The sequence below is a fragment of the Paenibacillus sp. VTT E-133291 genome (assembly GCF_002264395.1).
GTDB lineage: Bacteria > Bacillota > Bacilli > Paenibacillales > Paenibacillaceae > Paenibacillus_AQ > Paenibacillus_AQ nitricinens.
The window spans coordinates 101,340-127,008 of sequence record NZ_NFVA01000001.1 but is presented as its reverse complement, the minus strand read 5'-3'; the positions used below and the strand labels follow the sequence as shown (position 1 = coordinate 127,008).

General features: G+C 43.4%; 19 protein-coding genes and 2 pseudogenes. 5 read left to right on the top strand and 16 right to left on the bottom strand.

Features of this window, described 5'->3' with window-relative positions; translation table 11 throughout:
* The 8 genes and pseudogenes from CA598_RS00520 to CA598_RS00485 all read right to left on the bottom strand — a co-directional run.
* Positions 1-2,274: a glycoside hydrolase family 3 protein gene (locus CA598_RS00520; protein WP_094874925.1), complete on the bottom strand. Its 2,274-nt coding sequence runs from the start codon at positions 2,272-2,274 to the stop codon at positions 1-3.
* A 36-nt stretch (positions 2,275-2,310) separates the two neighbouring features.
* Positions 2,311-3,624 carry an MFS transporter gene (locus tag CA598_RS00515; protein WP_094874924.1) on the bottom strand — a complete coding sequence of 438 codons (1,314 nt, stop codon included), beginning with the start codon at positions 3,622-3,624 and terminating at the stop codon, positions 2,311-2,313.
* A 167-nt stretch (positions 3,625-3,791) separates the two neighbouring features.
* Positions 3,792-6,323, bottom strand: a complete 2,532-nt coding sequence (locus tag CA598_RS00510) for a GH39 family glycosyl hydrolase (protein WP_094874923.1) — start codon at positions 6,321-6,323, stop codon at positions 3,792-3,794.
* 143 nt (positions 6,324-6,466) lie between these two features.
* Positions 6,467-8,314: an ABC transporter ATP-binding protein gene (locus CA598_RS00505; RefSeq protein WP_094874922.1), complete on the bottom strand. Its 1,848-nt coding sequence runs from the start codon at positions 8,312-8,314 to the stop codon at positions 6,467-6,469.
* A complete protein-coding gene (locus CA598_RS00500; protein ID WP_094874921.1) occupies positions 8,301-10,040 on the bottom strand; it encodes an ABC transporter ATP-binding protein in 1,740 nt (579 codons plus the stop codon). The genes CA598_RS00505 and CA598_RS00500 overlap by 14 nt, the downstream gene beginning before the upstream one ends.
* 11 nt (positions 10,041-10,051) lie before the next feature.
* Positions 10,052-10,537 carry a nitroreductase family protein gene (locus CA598_RS00495; protein WP_094868742.1) on the bottom strand — a complete coding sequence of 162 codons (486 nt, stop codon included), beginning with the start codon at positions 10,535-10,537 and terminating at the stop codon, positions 10,052-10,054.
* Entirely contained in the window at positions 10,524-10,907 is a 384-nt protein-coding gene (locus CA598_RS00490) for a hypothetical protein (protein ID WP_179283544.1), read from the bottom strand. The genes CA598_RS00495 and CA598_RS00490 overlap by 14 nt, the downstream gene beginning before the upstream one ends.
* A 405-nt stretch (positions 10,908-11,312) precedes the next feature.
* Positions 11,313-11,767, bottom strand: a pseudogene (locus tag CA598_RS00485) (formylglycine-generating enzyme family protein); the annotation flags it as partial.
* 163 nt (positions 11,768-11,930) lie between these two features.
* Here CA598_RS00485 and CA598_RS00480 point away from each other — a divergent pair.
* Together CA598_RS00480 and shc are read left to right on the top strand one after the other, a co-directional pair.
* On the top strand, positions 11,931-12,377 hold the full coding sequence (locus CA598_RS00480; RefSeq protein WP_094874920.1) for an OsmC family protein: 447 nt from the start codon (positions 11,931-11,933) through the stop codon (positions 12,375-12,377).
* A 132-nt stretch (positions 12,378-12,509) separates the two neighbouring features.
* Positions 12,510-14,402 (top strand): squalene--hopene cyclase, encoded by a 1,893-nt coding sequence (gene shc / locus CA598_RS00475; RefSeq protein ID WP_094874919.1) that lies wholly within the window; start codon positions 12,510-12,512, stop codon positions 14,400-14,402.
* Between the two features lie 15 nt (positions 14,403-14,417).
* Here shc and CA598_RS33300 read toward each other — a convergent pair whose 3' ends face one another.
* The 7 genes from CA598_RS33300 to CA598_RS00445 all read right to left on the bottom strand — a co-directional run bounded on the left by CA598_RS33300 (position 14,418) and on the right by CA598_RS00445 (position 23,323).
* Complete coding sequence (locus tag CA598_RS33300; RefSeq protein WP_306440441.1) at positions 14,418-14,693, bottom strand: hypothetical protein; 276 nt, start codon at positions 14,691-14,693, stop codon at positions 14,418-14,420.
* A 65-nt stretch (positions 14,694-14,758) separates the two neighbouring features.
* Entirely contained in the window at positions 14,759-14,896 is a 138-nt protein-coding gene (locus CA598_RS33295; RefSeq protein ID WP_306440440.1) for a hypothetical protein, read from the bottom strand.
* Between the two features lie 299 nt (positions 14,897-15,195).
* Positions 15,196-16,812 carry a copper amine oxidase N-terminal domain-containing protein gene (locus CA598_RS00465; RefSeq protein ID WP_094874918.1) on the bottom strand — a complete coding sequence of 539 codons (1,617 nt, stop codon included), beginning with the start codon at positions 16,810-16,812 and terminating at the stop codon, positions 15,196-15,198.
* Positions 16,813-16,995: 183 nt separating this feature from the next.
* Entirely contained in the window at positions 16,996-17,808 is an 813-nt protein-coding gene (locus CA598_RS00460) for an anti-sigma factor (protein ID WP_094874917.1), read from the bottom strand.
* On the bottom strand, positions 17,792-18,382 hold the full coding sequence (locus CA598_RS00455; protein WP_179283543.1) for an RNA polymerase sigma factor: 591 nt from the start codon (positions 18,380-18,382) through the stop codon (positions 17,792-17,794). Before CA598_RS00455 ends, CA598_RS00460 begins: the two co-directional genes overlap by 17 nt.
* Positions 18,383-18,582: 200 nt before the next feature.
* Entirely contained in the window at positions 18,583-20,139 is a 1,557-nt protein-coding gene (gene spoVB, locus CA598_RS00450; protein WP_094874915.1) for a stage V sporulation protein B, read from the bottom strand.
* Between the two features lie 394 nt (positions 20,140-20,533).
* Positions 20,534-23,323 (bottom strand): glycoside hydrolase family 3 C-terminal domain-containing protein, encoded by a 2,790-nt coding sequence (locus CA598_RS00445; protein WP_094874914.1) that lies wholly within the window; start codon positions 23,321-23,323, stop codon positions 20,534-20,536.
* Positions 23,324-23,531: 208 nt separating this feature from the next.
* Between CA598_RS00445 and CA598_RS32825 the strand changes: the two genes are divergently transcribed.
* The 3 genes and pseudogenes from CA598_RS32825 to CA598_RS32820 form a co-directional block, all read left to right on the top strand.
* Positions 23,532-23,672, top strand: a complete 141-nt coding sequence (locus CA598_RS32825) for a helix-turn-helix domain-containing protein (protein ID WP_256990299.1) — start codon at positions 23,532-23,534, stop codon at positions 23,670-23,672.
* On the top strand, positions 23,659-24,033 hold the full coding sequence (locus tag CA598_RS00440; RefSeq protein WP_256990288.1) for a rhodanese-like domain-containing protein: 375 nt from the start codon (positions 23,659-23,661) through the stop codon (positions 24,031-24,033). Before CA598_RS32825 ends, CA598_RS00440 begins: the two co-directional genes overlap by 14 nt.
* A 41-nt stretch (positions 24,034-24,074) precedes the next feature.
* A pseudogene (locus CA598_RS32820) lies at positions 24,075-24,167 on the top strand (hypothetical protein); the annotation flags it as partial.
* Between the two features lie 141 nt (positions 24,168-24,308).
* Here the strand turns inward: CA598_RS32820 and CA598_RS00430 are convergent.
* Positions 24,309-25,637, bottom strand: a complete 1,329-nt coding sequence (locus CA598_RS00430) for a family 43 glycosylhydrolase (protein ID WP_256990287.1) — start codon at positions 25,635-25,637, stop codon at positions 24,309-24,311.
* Between the last annotated feature and the right edge of the window lie 32 nt (positions 25,638-25,669).

Below are 25,669 nucleotides of genomic sequence, written 5' to 3'. Positions count from 1 at the left end.
TTATTTCCGGTAATTTTTCGTTCTTTCATCCTCTATAACACCATTCCAATTCATTCCAAAGGCAAAATCATATACATGTTCTTCTGAATCCACATGACATTCCATGTCACGCGCCACATCTTCCAGCTGCTCTTCTACCGTTTGCATACCTGATGGCATTTGTACTGGAAGCAATCCAGAAGGCTCCTCCGCACCCGTTAAAACCTCCATAAGTGCTTGATCCTGCAACCCAAAGTTAACAAGGATAACATCAGCCTCTCCCTCAAATTCTGCAACAACCGAAGGATTGGACAGCAACATTGACACAATTACCGGTTTGTCTTTCATCAGCTTGCGAGCTTCCAGGACATGATCCAGATCGCTCTCATTATGCGTAACAACGGTTTTTCCTTTATAAGAACGGTTAAGTACATCGTTATCCCGCGCATCTCCAGCTAAGCTCTGCTCCCGAGCATGTTCCGCAGTGTACGGTCTATACTGCAAGCTGATCGGCACGTAGCCGTTACCGCCTTGATCAGAATCTTCCTGACTAAAGCCTACTCCTGATTTGGGACTGCTTATGATGACGAGAGCAAAGTCTGCTTTATCCGGCTGATCTGTCACATGATAATATTTAGACACAACCTCCAGGTTCACCGGATATTCTGTCTTTTCGGGCGTTGGGTTGCCGAACCAATCCTTTCCTGCTGGAGTATAACGCTTCGGAATAAATACGGTTTGTTTCGCTACCAACGGCAATACCCGATTTTTGTTCTTCAGCAGCACGATCGACTTCAGCTGTGCATCATAGCCTGATTGCATAAACGCCGGATTCCCAACAATCTGAGCGCTCGCCTCAGGCTTTAAATACGGGTTCTCGAAGAGACCCAGACGGAAAATATTAAGTAGAAGCCGAACAGCTGACCGCTCAAAGCGATTCCGCATCCATACCTCTCCATGCTCAGCTACTCCCATTCGGTATGCTTCAAGGACTGGCTCCATCTCATTGTTGCCGCCGAATTGGTCAACGCCTGCCATCAAGAGCTTGTAATGCCGTTCTGCGACGGACATACCCTCCACTCCCCAAGGTTTACCACTGAGAAAGGAATCCTTACTATCTGATTCGTCTGCTGTAATGAGCCAATCTGTGCACACAACACCATCGTAACCGTATTTTTCCCGAAGCAGATCGGTAATAAGATAGGAATTATAAGAATTTCCGACATTCTCCCCGTTCAACTGATCTTGATCTGTAGAAATTGTGTAATATGGCATGACAGCTGAAGACTGCTTGGTTGGGCCATCCAGCTTAAAAGCTCCTTCTGTAAAAGGAATAAGATGTTCTTCAAAGTTACCGCCCGGATAGACGGCATACTTGCCGCAAGCATAATGCGCATCCCTTCCGCCTTCCCCGGAACCACCGCCAGGCCAATGTTTTACCATAGCGTTCACACTATCATATCCCCAGCCTTCGTGAATCTCCCGCTCATCTTCCGAGCTCTGGAAGCCGTCGACATAGGCTCTTGCCATGTCAGCAGACAACTTAGAATCCTCACCAAATGTGCCGTTAAAGCGAAACCATCGCGGATCTGTAGCTATATCTATTTGCGGCGATAGCGCCGTACCTAGACCCAGTGCGCGATACTCACGCGAGGCAACTTGCCCGAACTGATAAGTGATCTTCGGATCGAAGGTAGCCGCAAGACCCAGCGTCTCCGGCCACATGGAGATTTGTCCACCAGCTCCAGCATTAAACTCCGAACTAGAATCTGAGCCATGGCGAGGATCGGAGCTGTTGTTGGCTGGAATCCCTAGACCGCTTCCTTCTGCAAATGCTTGTACCTGGTTGTTCCACAGGGCGGCAATTTCCGGAGTTTCCACGGTGGTCACCAGAATATGTCTTAGATGGTCCTGTGCCAGAAATGCCAGCTGTTCATCGGTAAGCTCCCATGGCTTGGCTCCGCTCTCCTCATAGGATTTACCGTTATACGTTCCTGAGAACCAGCTGCTGCTAACTGCTGGGATGGATTGATGACGACTATACAACATGAGTCCAGCAATTTGTTCAATACTCATCTGTGAAGCCAAATCTTCAGCCCGCTCTTGTGGCGTCAATCGCCAGTCCTCATATTTATCCAGCTTGCCATTACGATTTAAATCTTTGAAGAACAGTCCGTCCTGCTGGAGAATCTGCACTCCAGATTCAGGGGAATAACCCAAGGTTGGACCGCCCTTATTGCTTACGTAAGAAATGGTATGATGGCTTTTAGTTTTAATAGTCTCTCTCTGATTCATTTGGTTTCCCTCCACTGTTTTCTTGTTTGTTTTTTCTTAGACCAAATTGGCTTTTTGTGATTGTGTTTCGACAGCCGTCAGTTCAGCAGTTTGAGCTCTTTTCTCTGTTCCCACTTCTGGAAGTGGCTTCACTGCCAGCATACCGAATATGGTGCAGACGGCAAGGAAGATATAAAAGAAGGTCCAGCTGCCAATGCCTAACAGCACGGGAGCAATTGCTGGAACAATGGACTGAGGCAACGCATTAGCTACGTTCATAATCCCAAAGTCTTTGGCTGAATCCTCTTTACTTGGAAGAATCCGTGCAACGAGTGCCATATCTACGGCTGAGAAGCAGCCAAAGCCCAATCCGATCACTGCAGCTCCGGCAATGTAGGCCGCATAACTTGGCACAAAGGCAAACAACAGAACCCCAATAGCAATGATGAACCCTGAAACGATCAGGAATGGTTTTTGCTTACCAAATTTATCTGACAACACCCCACCGAAGATACTTGTAATTGCAACACCCACTAGCATAACGATATTAATCGTAGCAACCTTTGCGGTAGCCAGCTCTTCCGTAAGTCCCATCCGGTTTACCAGCATGACTGTGAGGTATAAAGTGCTACAATATCCCATCATGATCAGGAACTTGGATACGAAAGCCCAAGAGAATTCCGGGAATTTGCGTGGACTAGGAAAAATCGTACTCAGCTTCTTACCCAGCGATATTTGATTATTTGTCTTGGGAACAAGTTCTACTTTACCTTCTTTAATAATCAACGTACTGAGGAGTGGACCTATGATGCCGATTACTCCGAGCAAAAGCCACTTAATTTCTGAAGAAACTGAGGTCATCACTGTCATCATGATCATCCCTACCGTCATAGCGATTGGAATAGTGAGACCGATTAATCCGGAGATTGTCCCTTGTTTTTCCTGAGATACTTGGTCTGGAATAAGCGCTGTATAGGCTGCCATCCCTACATTGAAGAAAAATTGTGCGACTGCCCAGCTAATCATGATCTGCCAAGGCTCGTTGGCGAAACCAGTACATACCAGCGCTGTACAGCCAACTAGTGGACCAAGGATAATCCACGTGCGCCGCCGTCCGAACGAAAGATGGGTTCGGTCACTGAGTGCACCGCCAATCGGATTTCCGATAAGTGCAAAGATTGCGCCAATTCCTGCAACCAGTCCATAGGAAGAGGTGTAACCATTCGGATCCACTTCAATCATTTTAAAGGTCAGCAGCAAGGTGGCAGGTGTCATCAGTGCCAGCATCATCATGCCGTAACCAAGCAGAATACCAAAGGTCAATCTACGAAAAGGGGTGAGAACCTGCCCTTTAATCGATGCTCCAGTCATTGTAATTCCTCCTCATCCTTTTAGAAAACGTTTACAATTAGATTATAAAATAAACCACCTCTTACAGGAGAGGTAGTCAATTACACACTTTTAGGTTTATTTTTAATCTAAATGAAAGCGTTTCAAAAATCTTTATCAAAATGAAGCTTAAAAATTGACTCATTTTCTCAAAACAATGGAGTCAGCTCAATGAGTTCTACGCTATGAGGTTCCATTCTAATGACAACAGAAAGCTCTTCACCTACTTCAAGAAGCTGAATCTGTCTGCCTGGAATAGAGGCAGCTTTTAGATAAGCAGTGTCCTCTGCAGTCAGAACGGTTGGAGCCCCCATCTCTACCCACTTGTCAAAGCTGCTGCCATGTGCCCTGCTGATCGTATGGTTTACTTGCTTATATCTGCCAGATGGTAATCCAGTTAATGTGAGCTCAACTTTAAGAAGCCTCTCGTTTTTGAAGCCACTATAACGGCTAGTAGGTGTAATGAATGAAGTATCACCAAGCGCGTACAAATCATCAAAGTGACAGTAATTATAAGCCAGAATCTGATAACCGCCTCTACCAGCCGTCACGATATAACCCTCTTCGTGTGCGACTAGCCGATTCCCCAGCTTAGCGAGCATTTCATAGGCATGCATAGCTGCTTTTGGAATTCCATACTGAGTCATAAGTCCAAGCCCACCATGAAACATCCGGGATGAAGCCGCTGTTTCTTCAATATTGTCACTCAGTACCCAATATCCGAACCCACTGATGCTGTCGAGATTTTCGATGATATTCTTTACGATATATGCAGCTTTATATAATGTGTCATTGGTCAATTCACGATGAAATGCTGTTGAATTCCATTCGGTTAAATATAGCTCTAGTCCGCTAAGTCCTAACTCAGCGAGCAGCCCGATTTCACGCTCCAGTGATTCCTTCAAATAGTCAGGGTTTGGGGACACTTTGTTGAACCCCTCTACTGTCAGGGGAGACATTTCTTTTTCACTTGATAGTTCTTTTTGCCCCCAATTGTTACTAAGCAGATCATCCATGTCCTCATGCGGATAAAAATGTAACGGGATAAAATCAGGAAGACAACCCCGTTCTTTGCAGAATGCGAAAAACTGTTCACAAAACGCATTGGAGTTCAGCGTAATAATTCTACCAGGAGCGCCAATCTGTAGGTTCAGAGAGATGACTTTGAGGGTGTCGAACGTTCGGGCATACAATTCGTTGTACGCTTCTTCCGTCGCAGGCCAGAACAATCCATATTCCGGTTCATTCCAGAATTCAAACCTCCAGCTTTCCACCTCTTCTAGACCGTACCGACTGAGACAATGGCGAATAAAGCGATCAACCAATTCACACCAACGGTCCATGGATTTAGGTGGACTCACGTAACTCTTTTCATAAAATACATGTTTACTGCTGTCTACTGCGAGATCAAAAGGCATAAAGCCCAGTTCTATAAAAGGTTTCAAGCCGATCGATAACAAAAAATCAAACAACTGATCTACAAAGCGAAAATTATAATGTGCCTGCCCTTCGTGATCCTCCCGGTACACCATCATTGAATCATCAAAAATTCCATGAAAACGTAAATAGCGAAACGGACACCGCTCTTGTACATATTTCAAATGAGCTTGTACATCACTTTGAAGTCCTTCATTTGCTTTACTGATTGTAATAATATTTTTCCAGCTATGCTGAATTTGCCGCTGAATCCTGTCTAACGAAATGCTCGCAGACAGCTGAACAACCGGATGCACGGGTTCAAGCTGGTGCGACTGACTACGCCGGAGGAATTGCCGAATAATGCCCAGTGCGCTGGATTGATTAAACGCTAAGTATCCGGAAGTAGAACCTTCCTGTTTCGAGTGAGTTTGCGGCCGATATTTTTTGCGATATTCATGTGGTGTGATATGATATCGGCTTTTGAATGCAGCGTAAAAAGATTTCGCGTTTGGAAAGCCCTGCTCAAGTGCCAGTTCAGCAAGGGAATGCTCTTGATCTCTTAAAAGGGCTTCTACGGTATTTTTTAAACGAATGCTGGTTAAGTACGTCTGGAAGTTGACCCCAATATTCTCGCTAAAAAATTTGGATAAATACGGCACCGACAAATACTCTCGTTCCGCGATTATCTGCAGCGACACCGGGTCTTTATAATGTTCATCTATATAAGTGATGATGCTCATCATTCGTTCCATATATTTTATATTCATCGCTTCGCCGGAATTTGGCAGCTTGAACTGTTTGACCAAAACAGAGAATAACCCAAGCATACGTGCTTCCATCTCCAGTTCATAGGCTTCCCCACCTTTGTATTTCAGCTGTACCATTTCAGCCATGAGCTGACGCATGTTATCTAAGCCATTTTGCTTCTCAGGACCGGCTTCTGCAGAATAACATTCAAAGCTGATCTTCTCCACATTGTGGATGTGCTGCTTAAGATAGGTTGTAGGGATTTGAAAGGTAGCGATGATATTCTCATCTAATCCGATAACCTCATGCACGTAACACTGGTTAATGAGTAGCATATCCCCTTCTTTAAGCCTATATTGACGGTTTCCGGTAGAAACCTCTAGATTACCAGACAGCACAAAAATCAGCTCCACACTCGTATGCCAATGATTCGGCACAAAGCTGACGCTATGTAAAGAAACATCAAACGGTAGTTTGCCTTCTGTCTCAAGCTGCTCATAGCTGGAATGGCTCACATAATCACTTCCTTGTTTACATTATCTTGTTGTAGCATACAATGTCGCGTTTCGGCGGTCAATTCGATGGTCTCTGGTCACCTCTCTAACAAAAAAACACTGATCCAAGTCAGTGTTTTTTCAACAGCCATATAAATATTTCTTTAAATCGCTCGTTTGAACTGGGTATTGTATAACTCGTAATAGGCGCCTTGCATTGCAAGAAGCTCCTCATGATTTCCTTGCTCAGCAATTCCTCCACCCTGGATCACGAGTATACGATCTGCGTCCTGAATCGTACTAAGCCTGTGGGCAATTACAAAGCTTGTTCGACCCTTCATCAAATTCTTCATTGCCTGTTGAATGTGCATTTCCGTACGTGTGTCTACGCTACTGGTTGCTTCATCAAGAATTAATATGGCAGGATCAGCTAAAATTGCGCGAGCGATTGTTAACAGTTGGCGCTGTCCATGACTAAGATTACTACCTTCTGCATTAAGAAGGGTCTCGTAATCATGCGGCAATCTTTTGATAAAAGCATCCGCATTGGCTAGCCGCGCAGCTTGCTCAATCTCTTGATCGGTCGCATCAAGTCGGCCAAACCGAATATTCTCACGAATGGTTCCCGAGAATACATGCGCATCTTGCAGCACCATCCCTAGCTGACTACGAAGTGAATTTTTATCTACCTCTTGGATGTCACGGCCATCAATCCGTATGGCACCTCCGTTCAAATCATAGAAACGACTCAGCAGGTTAACAATAGTTGTTTTACCTGCTCCTGTTGGACCAACAAGCGCAATTTTCTCCCCAGGTTTGGCTTCAAACGTAACTCCAGACAGAATCGGTGTATCCAATTTGTAAGCAAAGGAAACGTCCTGGAAAACAACCTCCCCTTTTAGCCTTGGCAGATTCTCACTTTCTTCATCCCCATATTCGGACGGCATCTCCAAAACTTCAAACACACGCTCCGCTCCGGCAATTGCAGATTGGATTAAATTGTACTGGTTAGCAAGATCAGAAATGGGTCTACCGAACTGTTTGGAATAGGTAAGGAAGCTAACGATTATACCTACTGTAGCCATGTTATGGAAGGCCATCCAGCCCCCAACCCCGGCTATGATCGCAAATCCAAGATTATTAATCATGTTCATCACGGGTCCCACTAGTCCAGATACGATTTGTGCCTTAATGATAACCTTGTTCAGCTCTCCGCTGATTTTTCGGAATCGCTTAACTTCCGCTTCTTCTCTATTGTATTGTTTGACCACTTTTTGTCCGCTGATGGTTTCTTCGATAAACGCGCCCAGTTCACCTAAATGCCGCTGCTGATTTCGAAAATAAGTTCGGCTTAAACCTATAATTTTACGACTAGCCAGTAGTACGAGCGGAATTGTGATTAGTGAAACTACGGTCAAAGGAACGTTCAGCATGAACATTATAACGAGTGAACCGCTTAGCGTAATCAAACTATTTAACAACTGGGTTACACTCTGATTGAGTGTGCTGGATACGCTCTCTATATCGTTCGTTGCCCGGCTCATCAGCTCTCCATTAGCTCGTGTGTCAAAAAACTTAATAGGTAGCTGCTGATACTTGCTGAACAGATCACGACGCAGCTCAAATACGGTATTCTGTGAAACAGATGTCATGACGTATGCTTGCACCCAAGCAACTACACTACCTAACCCATAAATGCCAATAAGGAGAATACAAAACTGCACAAGACCATGATAATCATGCGGCATAACCGCAGTATCAATCGCTTTACCGATGAGATACGGTCCGATCAATGAAAGAAGTGCATTCAACACCGTAAATACATACACAATAATTAACCCGAACCGTTGGCGATTCAAGTAAGTCCAGATGCGTTTAAGCGTACTTGCTTGATTCTTGGCGCGGACGATTGGTACAGCGCCGCCGCGTCCGGGGCCTGATCCCGGTCCTGGGCCGAATCCGCCTGGTCGATTGAAAGGAGTGGTGTTCATGCCGTTATTAGACTTTGACATAAGGCATCTCCTCCCCCTTTATCTGCGACTTCCAGATATCTCTGTATATTTCACTGCTACTCATAAGTCCATCATGTGTACCTTGTACAGCGATTCGACCGTTTTCTAGAATTAAAATACGGTCCGCATCAATCACAGAGGTGACACGTTGAGCTATTAAAATATTTGTACTTCTATGTAGCCGTGTTTTTAACATTTGTCGAATTCGCGACTCTGTTGCCGCATCGAGGGCGCTAGTACTGTCGTCCATGATTAGGATTGTTGGCTGTATTAACAACGCCCTTGCAATCGAAAGCCGCTGCTTCTGCCCACCAGACAAGTTAATCCCTCTTTGACCAAGCACTGTATCATAGCCTTCTGGAAGTTCTATAATAAAAAGATGCGCTTCAGCGGCAATTGCTGCTTGTTCCACTTCTTCATCTGTAGCCTCCGGTCTGCCATAGCGGATATTATCCCGGACTGTTCCACTGAACAGAATAGCCTGCTGCATAACATAACCGATCCTGCGACGCAATTGTTTCAAAGAAATTTGCCGAGTGTCGGAACCATCAATCGTAATAGATCCAGAGGATACATCATAAAGACGAGGAATGAGGCTAACCAAGGTTGATTTACCAGCACCAGTGGCTCCAAGGATGGCTACGGTTTCACCTGGCTCAGCAGTGAAATTGATGCCATCTAACACAAGGTTCTCATCCGCAGGGTCATAGGCAAAGGAAACGTTGTCAAATACAATTCGACCGTTAGATATAGCATCTTTCATAGCATCGGTTACTTCTGTAATCTCGCTGATTGTGGACAACACTTCATTCTCCCGATCTGCGGAGACTTTTGCACGCGAGAAGAATATGAGCATATTACTCAGCATTAACATGGACATCAATAGTTGGGTGATGTAGTTAATAAAGGCGATCAACTGACCTACCGGAAGCGTGCCATTCCAGCTCTGCGCCCCTCCAAACCAAAGGACAGCTACAATACTTGCATTGAGCACTAGCATCATGAGTGGCATATTTAATGACATCAGGCGTACCGCTTTTATCGCAGTCTCTGTGTAATCCTTGTTGGCTGTATTAAACCGTTTCTCTTCATGTTTGCCACGAACAAATGCTTTGACTACACGGATGCCCGATAAATTCTCCTGCAATACGGTATTGACTCCGTCTAATTTAGTTTGCATTTTCTCGAACAAAGGAAAAGAAAGTCGAATTAACCCATACAATATGGCAACCAGCAATGGCACGGCAACGACAAGAATGAGCGTCAACGTAGGACTAATCCGGATGGCCATCACCAAACTACCAATCAATAGCAATGGAGATCGGATATTCCGCAAAATCATCTGTACAAAGGTTTGTAGCTGCACCACATCATTTGTTAAACGAGTAATTAACGAACCTGTCTTCAATTGATCCAGATTCTTATTTGAGAATTTCTGAATATGTTCAAACAGATTGATCCGTAAATCATTACCGAAATTTTGAGAGGCGATACTTGAAAAAACGGTACAGCCCACCCCACCCAATAGACCGATCAATGCCACTCCAAGCATGATCAATCCAGTCGAATATATATGTGATACATCCTTCGTCATAATCCCATGATCCACAATGCTCGCCATTAATGTAGGTTGAAGCAAATCCATAGACACTTCGATCATCATCATAAGTGGTGCTAACACAGACCACACCCAATATGGCCTTAAGTAACTCTTAAGTTTCCACATTCCATCACCTTTTAAGATAAATATGTGATTTTTGATTTCATCGGTGTTCTTGGCTTAGCATTTGGAACTTCCTCTGGATATCCAATACCAAATAGTCCAATCACATCGTAATCTTGCGGAACACCTAGAATTTCACGATTATGAGGCAAAGCACCTAAAGAAGCCCAATAGGCACCAACCCCCACTTCATGTGCTGCTAATAAAAAGTTCTGTGCGAAACAAGCGGCAGCCATAACATTCTCGTCACGTTCAAACGCTGTTGCACCAGGTTTAGATAAGATAGCAAGAACGACAGGAGCGCTTCCAAAATTCGTCTTATGCTTTAATTTAGCTCTCGTATCAGGCCCGATAAATAGGAGTTCCCAAGGTTCATTCATACGATGGTTTGGAGCATAACTAGCTGCTTCCAGCCATTTCAATAAATCATCCTCATGAATGGAATCTGCCTTAAATTGCTTAATACTTCTACGCGTTTTAATAAGATCAATGGTTTTCATTTTCAGGATCAATCTCCTCTTTTTTAGTATCGCAAACCGTCTTCTCTTCAGTTGTTACTTCGTGAATCTGAAAAATATGAATAAACTCTTCAATGATCGCTTCTGTTGCCTTCAGTTCACCGCTAATCACTTGCTTGATCGAATCCAGCTCCGGTGTTTGCAGCTGCCGCTGTAAAGTGGCTCGATTCACATTAAGCTTTTCCAAAAATGCTAGAGCTCTGCCGCGACGAAAAGTTTGAGCACTTTTTGGGGGACCATCCATGGAATCCATCCCATGTCTGCCCATATGTTCACGATCTCTATGCTCTCCACGGTCTTTGTGTTCCCCATGTTCTCGATGGCCGCGTTTTCCGAAATGTCCATCACGCATATTAACCCCTCCTTTGTTGTATACATATGTATACGAATTGCCTATGTATACAAATGTATACGCACAAATGAAATCTGTCAAGTTATCATTTTTATTGGATTGATCCTCAAAGAAAAGACCGCACAAAGTGCGGTTAGCTGGCGAGAAACTATTTTTTTCAGACCAAGGATTCTTTGCTATGTAGCAACTAATGATCAACCTTCTTTAATAATTGCGGTTCCTTTGGATCTAGTTGCGTCCAGTCTGAAGCATCCCTGTCTGTGAAAATATAATCAGTTTCTGGATCATCAGCAAATCTAACATATACCTAGAACGAGCAGAGTAATAAATATTGTGGAGATAGCCATAAACTTTCTCATTCCAGAAATGCCTCCTTAGTAAGGATAAATTTTGGGACAGCTATGGCTATAAAAATCGAGCAAGACGAAATCCAAGATCATCCACGCTAAATGTAGGATGGCTGCGACGACGACAGGTAGCTCCACATCCCCTAACTTCTTCAGCCCAGCTACCTCCTCGAAAAATACGATAGGAACCATATACTTGTTCATCATATAAATCCCAGCACCATTGCCAATCATTCCCTAACATATCATAAAGCCCCCATGCATTTGGTCTTTCGTCCCTACGGTATGGAGTTGACCATCTGAATTTTCATTATACCAAGCAATTTTATTTAGCTCTCCGTATTGATAGCAAGTAGTTCCTGCTTTACAAGCATATTGCCACTCTGCTTCCGTTGGAAGTCGATAGCCACCCGATTCCCTTTCCCAAGTAATATGTTCACCATCATTGCTTATAACATAAGCTTCTTTCAATCCAGCCTTCTGGGAAAGTAGATTACAAAAGGAAATAGCATCTTCAACTCATTATGATGTACGAATCCAATAAAACTAATCAAGTATTGACAGGGTATAAAGAAACGAACTATAATCTAAACAATTCCTAGAAAAATACTATGAATTAAATAGTATTCCAAGTATCTACTCATAATTGGTTTCCCAGAAGAAGGAGTGTAGACAAATGCCAAATGTTCAAACTTTCAAAGCAACCGCCCATTTACAAGATGGAGTTAAGGTTATTACTAAAGCAAGACAATTCGAGCTTGTCATCGACGAACCACAAAATCTTGGGGGTACCGATACAGGAATGAATCCTGTTGAAGCTTTACTTGCTTCTTTAGGGGCCTGCCAATCTATTGTGGCTCGAGTTTATGCCTCTAAATTTGAGGTAGAGCTTGAAGACTTCAGAGTAGATGTTGAAGGCGATTTGGATCTTGATGGATTTTTTAACCGATCTGAAGTACGGCCTGGCTACTCCGATATTCGCTATACATTCTACATAAAGACCCCATCGCCTGCCGAGAAGGTGAAAGCATTCGTACAATTTCTAGAGAGCAAATGCCCTGTGGGTGACACAATTGCCGCTCAGGTGAATCTCAAGCTGAATCGTATCGTGATTGAAAATTAATCAAACTATTGATTAGCTAACATAATTTATAGGGCTGTGAGGTTGCATAAGCAACTTTACAGTCCTTTTTCATTTCACCCTCGCTTCCATCATATAATACTAAAAATGAAGGACTGCGGAGGTACCTAAGGAATGAATCCTATACTGAGCACAGTAGATAATGAGATCGAGCGTTTAACGACATTCCTGATTGATCAACAGATGCAAGATGGATCTTGGCATTTTTGTTTTGAGAATGGGATCGTTATCGATGCGTATATCATCATCCTCTTTCGGATATTGAATGTGCAGAATGAAGATCTGATCCGTAAGCTACATGATCGAATTCTTGCTGAGCAACAGTCGGCTGGATTCTGGCAATTGTATAGCGATGAAGAAGATGGAAACTTATCCACCTCGGTTGAAGCCTACTATGCCCTTCTCTACTCTGGGTACAGCAAGGTAACAGATGGGCCGATATTGCGCGCTAAGCATTATATTCAATCCAAAGGTGGGGTTGGAAAAGTTACTAGCATCTTAACTAGAGTCATTCTTGCAGCTACAGGACAGAGCAAATGGCCTTTGGCTATTTCCTCGATCCCATTAGAGGTGCTATTATTCCCATCCTACTTTCCTATTAACTATTTTGAGTTCTCCGGCTACTCTAGGGTACACCTCACTCCAATGCTCATTATGGCCGATCGGCGTTTCTCGATCTCAGACGCTAATGCTCCTGATCTGTCTGATCTCATAGACACACGCATTGAAGAAGATGAACCCGCTTCCCGTGGATTTCAAGAGCTGCAGGACGGTTTGCAATCTGGCCTAAAAAGACTTCTTGGAAGTCCTCGTCATATTCACGAAGTCTCGCGAGCCAAAGCAGAGCAGTTCATGCTCCGGCGGATTGAATCCGACGGGACTCTATACAGTTACGCAACTAGTACAATTCTTATGGTATTTGCACTGCTAGCCCTCGATTATGATCAGCAGCATCCACTAATTAAGAATGCTATAGATGGGCTTACCGCCATGCAATGCCGCTCTGAAGACCAAACAACAATTCAAAACTCTCCGTCTACGATATGGGATACGGCTCTAATTGCCTATGCTTTGCAGGAGGCACAACTTCCCGATCATCATCTTACGATGAAACGTGCTACTTCATATCTGCTGACCAGACAACATGAAAAAACTGCAGATTGGAGCATTCATAATCCGAATACGGCTTCCGGGGGATGGGGATTCTCAGAATCTAATACAATAAATCCGGATGTGGATGATACGACCGCTGCTTTACGAGCCATTCGAAGTTTATCAATAACTCAGCCATCATATCTAGAATCATGGAATCGAGGACTGAACTGGGTCATATCGATGCAGAATAAAGACGGTGGCTGGCCAGCCTTTGAAAAAAACACTAATAAAGAAATGCTTACATGGCTCGCAATCGATGGCGCTAAATCTGCTGCTATTGATCCCTCGGAGGCAGATCTTACCGGGCGAACTTTGGAGTATCTCGGAAACTTTGCCGGACTTGATACGCGGAATGAATTCATCGAACGAGGTGTGAAATGGTTGATTCAGCATCAGGAGCGCGATGGCTCATGGTACGGAAGATGGGGTGTTTGTTATATTTATGGGACTTGGGCTGCTTTAACAGGAATGCGGGCCGTTGGTCTGCCTCCAGAACATGAAGCATTGCAAAAAGGAGCGAATTGGCTCCTTAGCATTCAAAACTCGGATGGGGGTTGGGGGGAATCTTGTCATAGTGATCGACTTTTGAAGTATGTGCCATTAGGCGAAAGTACGCCTTCCCAAACCTCCTGGGCGCTTGACGCACTCATCGCTGTTCAGCCAGAACCAACACCTGCAGTAAATCGAGGCATTGAAAAGCTTATCGCATCTATACGCGAAGACGATTGGAAAAGCTCTTATCCGACAGGAGCCGGTCTTCCCGGTAATTTTTATTCCAATTATCACAGTTACCGTTATATCTGGCCTTTACTCACACTGAGTCACTACAGAACGAAATACGGTCAAGAATAACACAGAGTTCTATAACTAGTGTTGATCTGCTCCACTTCTTAACTGCCTTATTATTGCTTGAATCATACCCATATGTAACCCTTCATGAAAAATCGTTCTAATCAACACCTGCTCAATAGTATACATCCCCATTTCAATCGGAGCGAACTCTTTCTCCAATCGATCTTGATACAGCTCCTGAATGACATGTGGCTGTTGCTGTAAAATCCGAATGAGCTCAGAGAATGACGGTGTCTCATTCGTGAACAGAGAAGGACTTGTACCGTAACCAAACCATTCATTGAATCCCATTGAAACTGGGATATCTTCTTTGGTCAGTGTTTGTATCCTTAAATATTGATCTACATAGATATGACCTAATTCCACCGGATGTTATTATTAAAACCTTGAGGGATAACATCAGCCTCTCCCTCAGCTAGCTCAGCCACCATTTCTAGTAACTCAATCCGGTAAGTATTCAACTGTTCAAATAAAACTTCATGTCTTCTTTTCAAATAGGTCGGCCTCCTTTTTCTTTTTATAAAAGAATTAGATGAAAATCCAGAAATTCCTTCTAGGTAGGAATTAATACGATTCGTAAAAAACAGCAGAGCAATGATCCTCGGTTATCGGGGATTATGTTTTCTTTGAAAATTAACGGAATAGCGTAATTTAAATAATAGATGAACAGGCAGCGACACTCCGGTTATGGAGAATCACTGCCTGTTACTTTGAATTTGCGGCGGCTTACCGCAGGATATTACGAACAAGTGTTTTTTTGAAAACCTCGTTACATAGAATCTTTGATCTTCTCTTACTTCATTGCTTTAGTCAGCGTAATCGACCCATCTGCTTTTTGGAAATCAACATGCCAGCCAAGCAGTTCAGTAATAAAACGTAGTGGGACGGCGGTCCGGCCATCTTTTATAATCACTGGTGTACCAATTTCTTTTTTCACATTGTTAACCATCATATAATCTTTGCCGATCCAGAAAGTTAACGTATCATCCCCTGCTTTGACCGTTATCGTATCATTACTTGCATCCCAGCCTACTTGCGCTCCAATTCCTTCACTCAGATACCGAAGAGGGATAAACGTCCAGTTGTTCCACAGGAATGGAGTTGTATCCATTTGTGTGGTCTTATCATTGATGATCAGCTGCTTACTTCCAATCTTCATCCAGATTGTTGTCATGTTGTTAGAGGAAGCTGGTTGTGACGGAGTTACCTGGGAAGTGAACTTTTCTGGCATTTGTTGAACGATGGCATCAGCCAGTGCTGTGCCAATAACATACATTCTTTTATCGCCAGCAGCGAAAACATTATAGGCTTTCTCATAGTCGCCTTTAATGTAATTGTAGAAATAGTCCTGCACATCTTGTTCATGTGCTTTCAGTACTTGTGTTGCAGTCGCAGCAGGTAGATTATCACCCGTAGCCGTACCAAGGAAATTACCAAGCACAGTTGGGAAGTTTTGCAGAAGCTCCATTTTCACTTTTCCTTCTTGGGTCATGTCGTTGTTTTTCACGGCTATGCCCAAGTCAGCGCTGTTGCTGTATTGCGATGAGAAGATTTGTGTGAATTGATCGGCACCCGCTTGACCGTATAATGATTTAACAGCAGCGCTCATTTCATTCGCATTTTTTTCGAGCTGTTCTCTAACGGTTTCCGCGTCTGGCGCACCATTATACTGCTCAAGTGTGGTCATAGATTGATAGAAGAAATGAATAGCTAACAGTTGATCGAGCACCGCTCTTAAATCATTTGCGGGCGTTACTACAACTGTATTGTCGAACTTTTCTGGGAATTGCTTCACGATGGCTCCGGCAAGTGCCGTGCCAATATCGGACATCCTCTTGAATCCAACAGTGAAATGTTCGTATGCAGCATCATAATCCCCTTTAATGTAGCTGTAGAAGAAATCTTGTACGTCCTTCTCATGAGCGCTCAACACTTGTGTTGCCGTAGCCGCTGGCAGATTACCAGCAGTTGCTGTACCTAGAAAATTACCTAGCTCAGTCGGAAACTCCTGTAACAAATCCTTTTTCACTTCTGCTTCTTGTGTGGCATTGCCATTCTTCACAGCTGATCCCAAATCGGCAGTGTCATTATACTGAGAAGAAAATATTTCTGCGAATTGATCGGCACCCGCTTGACCGTAGATCGATTTCACAGCTGCCTTCATTTCATCCGCATTTTTTTCCAGCATATTCTTTGCTGTTTCTGCATCCATTACACCTTGATATTCTTTTAACGTGGTCAGCGCCTGGTATTCAAAATGAGTCGAGAGCAGCTGACTAAGAGTCGCTCTCAGATCTGAAGCTGGCGTTCTAACATTTGGATTTACTGCCCCATTATTCGCTGCCATCGCCATGGACGGAACCAGTAGTACTGTGACTATTGCTGTTGCAACAATTTTCTTCAACTTCATTCTTTTCCATCTCCCTTATTTGTTATGGTATGACCAAAGTATTATTGCTTTCATACAGTTACACGCCGGTCAGTAGGATCTGGATCACTATTTTAGAAAAATATTTTAAAAATAAAAAAAACGAATGCCCCGGATAGAAATCTCAGGACATTCGTTGTGAATCGTTTTCTGACATTTTAACCTTTAGATTTCCGCAGCTAGCACTATGTTTCCACGAGGTTCCTTACCGTTCGCGTCCGGCTCTTGCGTGATCGCAATGGTATCATAATCATCAGGTGAGAACGTATAATAAAGTGCTCCTGTTCCATCCCGAGTGTGAAATGTGCCCGCATTAACCGGTTTTCCACCTTTGAGCAGCCATACCTGAAAAGCTTCATCATCCTTCAGCTCAGGCAGCTTCTCCGCCTGCACAATCAGATGCGTTCCTTTGCTGTCGATCACAATCATCGCTGTCCCTTGGGCAACCAAATCCTTGACCGTTGGTTTTAATGACACCACATTATGGACTTGAAGACCGGTCGCGGGTTCATTACTTAACGCAAGTTGACCTCGCAGCTTCTCTACCTCAGCAAGCAGATTGCTTTTATCCTCATTTAGCACATTTAACCTTACAGCTAGTACACTTGTTGTGATTAAAAGAACGATAGAAGCCACGCTTAATATGGTGTATATTCTCCCTTTACGTTGACGAACGCTTCTCTCAGGTTCATGATTTACCACAAGGCCAGAGACTTCTGTTTCATTCGCTTCCTGTTTCGGCTCTATAGAGGATTGGATAACATGAGTAAGGATCCGGGATTTCATTCCCGTGGGAGGCTCAACCTCTTCTGTGGTAAGAGGAAAATAGTTCACAAGTTCCGTCATTTCAGCAGCCTCCTGTTGGCATTCAGGACAAAGCTTCAAATGCTCTTCAAAGGCTTCGCGTTCCTTTTTGTCCAATCCCCCTAGCACATACATGCTCAATTCCTCACACAGCTCCTTACGATCTGCGCTCATACTGTACCTCCTCCTTCCACAACTCGAATCGCCCTCGCAACGCTTTAAGCGCTAATCTTACTCTGCTCTTTACGGTTCCTAACGGAATTTTATGCTGATCGGCAACCTCCTGCTGTGTGTATCCCATATAATAAATCCATTCCAGCACTTGTTTTTGGTCCGATTGTAAACCCTCTATTTCTTTCTTCAGCTGCTGTCCTAGCAGATTATGTTCAACTGTGAGTTCGGTTGAATCCTCATTACTCCGGAGCCGCTCCCATACAACGTCTTCCACGGAATCTTCTGGTTGCCTCCCTTGCTTGCGAAGCCGGTCAATTGCCAAGTTGCGAGTAATTGCAAACATCCATGTACTTATTTTTCCTTTATTGCTCTCTATTTCGATTCGACTGGCCGCATTCCAAATCCGCACGAATAACTCTTGCACAATTTCTTCCGCTTCCATCGCATCTTTTACAATACGTAGTGCAAACGAATAAATAGGCCTCTCGTATCTATCATATAATTGCTCCAGTGCATCCGTGTCGCGATTGGCAATCTTCTGCAGCAATATCTCATCAGATAACGACTCCTGCAAGGTGGCTCCCCCTCTCATAAAATCTGCTTTTATCTAACACATCATAAAGGTATGTTCTAAATAGAGCAAGATGATTCGGTTCCTACTACAAAAGGTTTGGGTGAATGTAGAGGTTTAATGATTCATCACAAAAAAAGCCACATCAGATTTAATCTAATGTGACTCTCTATAAATAACGTTATTCCCTAATTATATCTCATTCAAGAAACAGGTGTAATCGTTGGAGGCTTCGCTGCTCTTTCCCAAGCATGGGTGACTTGCAATGTTGCTGCGTAGGTGATCAACGAAACGAATAGCGCTCCGGATAGTTCAAGGAACTGCCCCAGAGCCATTCGTTCCAGAATACCGTGAGCCGTCAACCCGCAGATCGTCATGACAATCCCTCCTGCACCCACCTTGAATACAATGCGAAAATCAAAATAAAATCCGATCGTTCCTGCCACAGACAAAAAATTCAACAGTGTCAGCAGCATGAGTCCCAGTCCGAACCCTATAGCAACCCCTTGGATTCCAATATTAGAACCGAGAACAAAGATCGTAATCACTTCAAAAACATTCGTAAGAATATGGTTCCACATGACGGTTGAGGCTTTCCCCAAACCAAGCAGAATCGCTTGCAATGGCGCTCCAAAATAATAAAGTAAAAACAAGGGTGCAATCAGCCTTAGCAGCTCACCCGCTTCTGGCGAATGATAGATCATAGTAGTTAATGGTACAGCCCATAAGTACAGGATGATTGTACATGGGAGACCTACAATAAGCGCCGATCGCATAGCCATATCCATCCGACTATGCATAAGCTTACTATTATTGCTCACACTCGCTTCGCTTATTGCCGGTATTAATGCAGTGGACAACGATTGTGTGAAGAAGCTGGGAAGAAACAACATCGGGAGAGCATATCCCGCCAGAAGTCCGAATTGCTTGGTCGCCATCTCAACACCTACACCAAACAGGACTAGACTTTTCGTAATCAGCAGTGGGAGAAACGCATGATAGAGGGAATGAATAAAACCGCTGCCTGTCATCGGTAAGCCGATGCGCAGCAGATCTCTCAACGTACTGTCTCCTTTGGGTGAAAGACTTGATGGAGGCGGTGGGGAGGTTTTGATCTTCCCTCGATTTGCCCATTTGAAGACAGAAAATAAATAGAGCAAACCAAAACCTTCGCCGATCACGGAAGCCGCCATAGCGCCCGCAGCTGCATAGACAATCCCATAAGGCAGCAAAACGTTGACAACACCGATAATGACAATGATTTGCGCCAAATTCTCAATAATATCCGAAAAGGCCAGCGGGTTCATGTTCTGTTTCCCACGAAAATAACCTTTCAGTACAGCTGACATCGCAATAATTGGAATGATCGGCGTTATAGCGACCATAGCATAATACGCCCGCTGATCGGCTAGAAAAACCGACGCGATCCATTTGGAACCCAATAGAGCCACTAAAGTTAGAATAATACTCAATGTACCCGTAATGCTTAAGGATACTGTGAGAATACGCTTCACTCGCGCTTCATCCTGCTTAACCTCAGCTTCTGAGACAAGCTTTGAAATCGCAACAGGAAGCCCCAGCTCTGTCAGCGTAATAAACAAGGGAAGCAGTGGATGAGCAATCATAAGCAGCCCTACCCCCTCGGCTCCCAAGAAACGTGCCAGCAAGACGCCATTTAAAAATCCGAGCCCTTTTGTAAAAAATGCCGACACGGTTAAAATGAACGTTCCACGAATAAAGCTTTGTTTACGCATCGCCATTTCTACGCATCTCCACCTATGGTTTGTCCTGTCCTACTTTCTAACTTATTCGAACAAAGGCTAGGACATGCAGACAAGTATTTGTAAAGTAATTTAAACTACAAGAAGCCCGCACATCATTGATGATGTACCGAGAAATTCTTTCCTCTTAACGGATTTGAGAGTCTTCCCACCTTTAACCGCGTGTTCAAAAATCACAAAAAATGCACGCCAACAGAATACAAAGGTCTTTACGGAAATCATTCACAGCATTAATGACGTGACCTACTCCCATCAGAAGTGGTTACTAGCGGTTCCATGCAACAATAGGTACAACAAAAAAACCGCGAAAAATATCGCGGTTTTTAGAAATAAACGGTATTAACGATCTATCTAATAATAAAACACGTGATACCTAGTCGACTTTATTGAATTCAATCCAATCGATCTGCAAACCTGGTTTGATGAACTCTAATTTCATATCATAAAGACCTGCTTCAAGCTCAACTTTCACAAGCTTTTGTCTAATCCATTGACCTTCAGTACCATTCGTTTGAATGGTTGTCATCAATTGATCATTCACAGACACATTGCATGCACTTTGAGCCAGTTCAGGTTCGGTTGACATGATATGCACCAGGATACGGTATTGACCAGCATGTTCTACTTTAAAGCTAGTCGATCCTTCTACGACAGGTTTAACCTGTGGATTTTGAGATAACGATTGAGCTTGTTGTCCAGAAAGTGAAGGATTAGCTTTGAAGGACTCCACTGTTTCTACGATTTCCTGTTTCCTAGAGAATACAGGTGCATTCATGATAAACTCACAAATGTTTTTAGCAGAACGTTGCAGCTCTCCACGGGTTAACGTACCATTTTCCAAGGACTCAATGGTGTTATCATTCCATCCGTTAATTTCCGCACCATAGTTAGGGACAACCATATAGAGGTCGTTTTGTGCACGAATCATCCAGTTTGTAAATTTACGATCTGCTGGTCCGCCATTAACGACATCATTCATGATCGCCCACCAGTCTGTCATTACAATCCCTTTAAAGCCCCACTCCCCGCGAAGGATTGTGGTGTTCAAATCATAATTAGAAGCCGCCCAATGTCCGTTAACTGGATTATAGGAAGTCATGATAGAATTCGAACCGCCCTGCTTCACCGCGATTTCAAAACCTTTTAAATAAATCTCACGAAGCGCACGTTCAGACACTACGGCGTTTACCTTACTGCGGTGCTTCTCCTGATTATTACAAGCGAAATGCTTCATCGTAGCGGTAGAGCCGCCTTTCAGAATACCGCGAGTACATGCAGCAGCAAACACTCCAGAGATCAACGGATCTTCTGAAAAATACTCAAAGTTACGCCCATTAAGCGGACTGCGTCGGATATTAAGGCCAGGTCCAAGCAAGGAATCAACGTTATTTCTTAACAATTCTTGTCCTTCCAGAACATAAAGCTCTTCGACCAAATCCGCATTCCATGTAGCTGCAAGAAGTGTTCCGATGGCAACTTGAGTCGCCTTAGCACCGCTATCCATACGAATCCCTGAAGGACCATCAGCTGTAGCTGCAACCGGAATTCCGAGATTAAATAAACTGTCACTTACGCCTCCAAATGCAGAGGCCGTTCCCGGTGTAACTAAAGGACTGCTCATGCCTTCGCCCCGTACAATTGCAGCCAAATCCTCATCGCTGAGCTGGGCAATAAAAGCTTCCATACTAACCTTCTGTTCATATACGTCTCTTAATTTATATCCTTTATTACCTGTTTGTGAGATCGTCTCTGGAAGATTAGTTTCAATTCGCTCAGCTAACGAAATCTTACGTTTAGGAACTTCAACATAAACAATCTCGTACGAACCGTCCGACTTCTGAGTGCCTGGCATCATTCTCGTGAAGCTTTCTGTAGGCGCAAGAGCTTCTTGCAGTTGCTCCACAACTTGAAGAGTTTCTACAACGTAGCCATCTTTACCCTCAACGCCGACTGCTACCACTTGTTTAACACTAGTTCCCACATACAAGCGGTATGTACCTTCTTCGAGAACATAGGCAGAAGCATGCCCTGTCACGCCTGCGTCATCATAAGAAGCCATCGACTGAGCTGAGAAACTCACGGTAAGGCGCTGAGCTTCACCTGGTTCAAGGACTTTTGTCTTACCGAATGACACCAGAGCTTTAACTGGTTTACCGAGCTTACCTTGCGGAGCTTCATAATAGACCTGAACAACCTCTTTACCAGCAAAGGTAGTTCCTGTATTGGTAACGGTTACGCCGATTTCAATGTAAGACTCGCCTTCTTTGGTCATCAATTTAGCTTCTTCTGGCTCGATACTAAAAGTTGTATAAGATAAACCATAACCAAATTCAAATTGAACCTTATCTGGGCAAAATGTCTCGAAGTAACGATATCCTACATAGATATCTTCCTGATACAAGTTCATAAATTCGTTTCCGTAATTCTGTGTTGACGGGTAATCATTGATGGAATATGCGATTGTATCCGTCAGTTTACCACTAGGAGTTACCTCTCCAGACAGCACATCTGCAATCGCATTTCCGCCTTCCATACCACCCTGCCATGAATAAATCACAGTTGAAATCGGATATTTATAGCTTTCATCGTTCATCCAGTTCATATCAATAATGTTGGAAACATTCAGAACAACGATCGTTTGCTCAAAATATGTAGTTACTTGCTTCAGCATTGCCTTTTCATCATTCGTTAGTTGATAACTACCCGGAGCGTCGGCATTATCCTGATCTTCTCCTGCTGTACGTCCGATTACAATGACAGCCTTGTTGGATTTGTTTCTAGCCTCGGATACCAATACATCGTTCAAAGACATTTCCTTCTGATGCCAAGGTTCTGCAGCCCATGCGCCTCCACCGTTGTCAAATGGATTCTGCTCAATCCACTTTTCATAAACCGCTGCCAGTTCTTCGTTAACTGTAAAGTTCTTCTTAGTGCGAAGACCATCCAATAAATTGGTCGTATAAGTAACATGGACACTACCGCCGGAACCTGTACCACTTCGATAATAATTCACTTGGGATCTGCCAAAAATCGCAACATTATCGCCTGCGCCAAGCGGTAATACCTGATTGTCATTCTTCAGCAGCACTGCACCTTCTGCGGCTACTGTCCGGCTAAATTCTGCAAAACCTTCTAATGGAATTCCCACATTCTGTGTGCTCAACTTATTTCCTCCTGTTGTTCAATTCTATAGGTTGTTTCTTGAAATCTTCATTCCTTTAATAACATGCTAACAATGCATCTATATCATTATAGTACATTGGAAAACTGGAATATATATAATAATTAACTTTATTAATATAATAATTTTAGTTTAGACCATTCACTAATTTAATAACGAGTAATTCACAAAGCAAAAATTAGTTGACTATATATCTCAAAGTCCAAAATCCGTAAAAGGTTTAGCTAAAAATACGCAAATGACGGTTGCTAATGTTTCGCAGCATTTACAGACACTACACAACGCAAAGCTAGTAAGTTTCAAGAAGCAAGGAAATTTTGATTTTTTATGAATTAGCTGACTCTTCGATAACTGATTTCATACGCACGTTGCATAGTTTATCTGAGAAACAATTAGTTCAAGTACAACTAATTCAAAAAGAATTTCAAAACAAGCATTTTCAGATGGATGGATTGTCTTTGATCGAATTGAAAAACCGTATGGATAATGGTGAAGTTTTGCTGCTGGATGTAAGACCGAAGGAAGAATATGATGAGGAACATATTCCAGGGGCTATATCTATTCCTATTGAAGAATTAAAAGAGAAGCTTGTATCCTTACCTTCAAATTGTGATGCAGTCGCTTATTGTAGAGGACCTTACTGTTTAATATCCGTGGAGGCAATCGAATTATTAACAACAAAAGGGGGTTAATGCTTTTCGCTTGGAACAAAGGTCCAAGATTAGAACGAATTCATACAGCTTCTATCAATAAAAAGAGCGTTATTATTAGAGCCACTGTAATGGTCTTAACACAAATTATTATGATCGCAATTATGACAATGACTGGTGGTGGCCTCCTTGCTTTATTCCTGATTCCGGTCGTTCTGTCATCCCGAAATTTAAAATAATAACAAAGGGTGATCTCAAGCACGCTATGAGATTATCCTTTGTTATTTAGCGGTCCTGTTTTTAGAATAGCATTCGTTTTATCCTAAGAGTGGGCTAACTGAAATTTGATTAAGACTAATTTCGCCATGGCCACCACTAATTTTGAGCGTATTGATAGCACCCGGCAATAAATTCACTGTAATATTCGTATTTCTACTAAATTCCTGAGAACCACCTGTGGATAGGGCATTCAGGAGGGAATAATCCTTATCATTGACGTATAATCTCACTTTTGCCAGGCGTTCACGCGTAGCATATTGAAGTTCTATAGACGCTCTTCCCCCTTCACCTCCATCTACATTATTGATGAGAACGTAAGAACCTTCTGTTTGTAAGTGGCTCACCACCTGCTGACCCGATGCCAGTGTCTGTATTTCTGCTCCTCCAAAAACGATTCCCTCGGCTGCAGGATACGTCTTAAGATAAGGATTCGCTTCCGGTGCAGCTCCAAGCGAAGAGACGCCCTCTTTGGTCTGGATAACCGTCTTGATCGTACCGTCTTCGTTAAATTCTAGGTAATCGATACACACACTGCGCAGATTGCCTTCTCCAGAAATGGCTTGATTATGATAGAACAAATACCATTTCCCCTTGAACTCCACCACAGATCCATGCGTTGTTGAACAACCGGTCGGCTCCAGAAAGATTCCTCTGTACGTCCACGGACCTAACGGATTCTCACTGGTTGCGTATCTCATTCTATTATTGTCTTCTAAGTTATCGGCATAGGTGAGGTAGTACAGATTCTTTCTTTTAAATACCCAGGCTGCTTCATGAAAATCTTCTAGTCCTTCCATTTCGGTCATTCCATTCTTCAGAGACAACATATCCTCACTCAATTCCCCACCTAGACATACACTGCCCCCGCCGTAATACATATAGGCACTATCCTCTTCGTCCACTAATACACATGGATCAATCAAGGCGAACCCGCCAAGCCCCGGAATATATCCCTGATCCTTAAAATCACTGGCTGGCTTCTTGCTGGTCGCTACCCCAATTTTCCACGAATCATTCCAATTTGAACCACTTGGATGGGGATAATAGAAATAGTAGGTTCCGTTCTTGTACGCACAGTCTGGAGCCCACATGAAACCGCCTTCAGGTCTGCCCCAAGAGACATCATCCGAACTAAGAATTTCGCCTTCATCCAACCAATTAACCATGTCCTGAGAGGAGAAAACATGATATCTGTCCATAAGATCACAACCTCTGGCCGGGTCCATATCATGAGATGCGTAAATATAAATCTTGCCATCCTTCCAGACATGGGCTGATGGATCTGCTGTATAGATAGACGTAATTACAGGGTTCAAGGATGTTTTCTGATTCGTTTCGACATATAGTTCTTGCTTGTTGTAAGTCACGCTAAATACCTCCTGAAATTTGTTTTTTGATT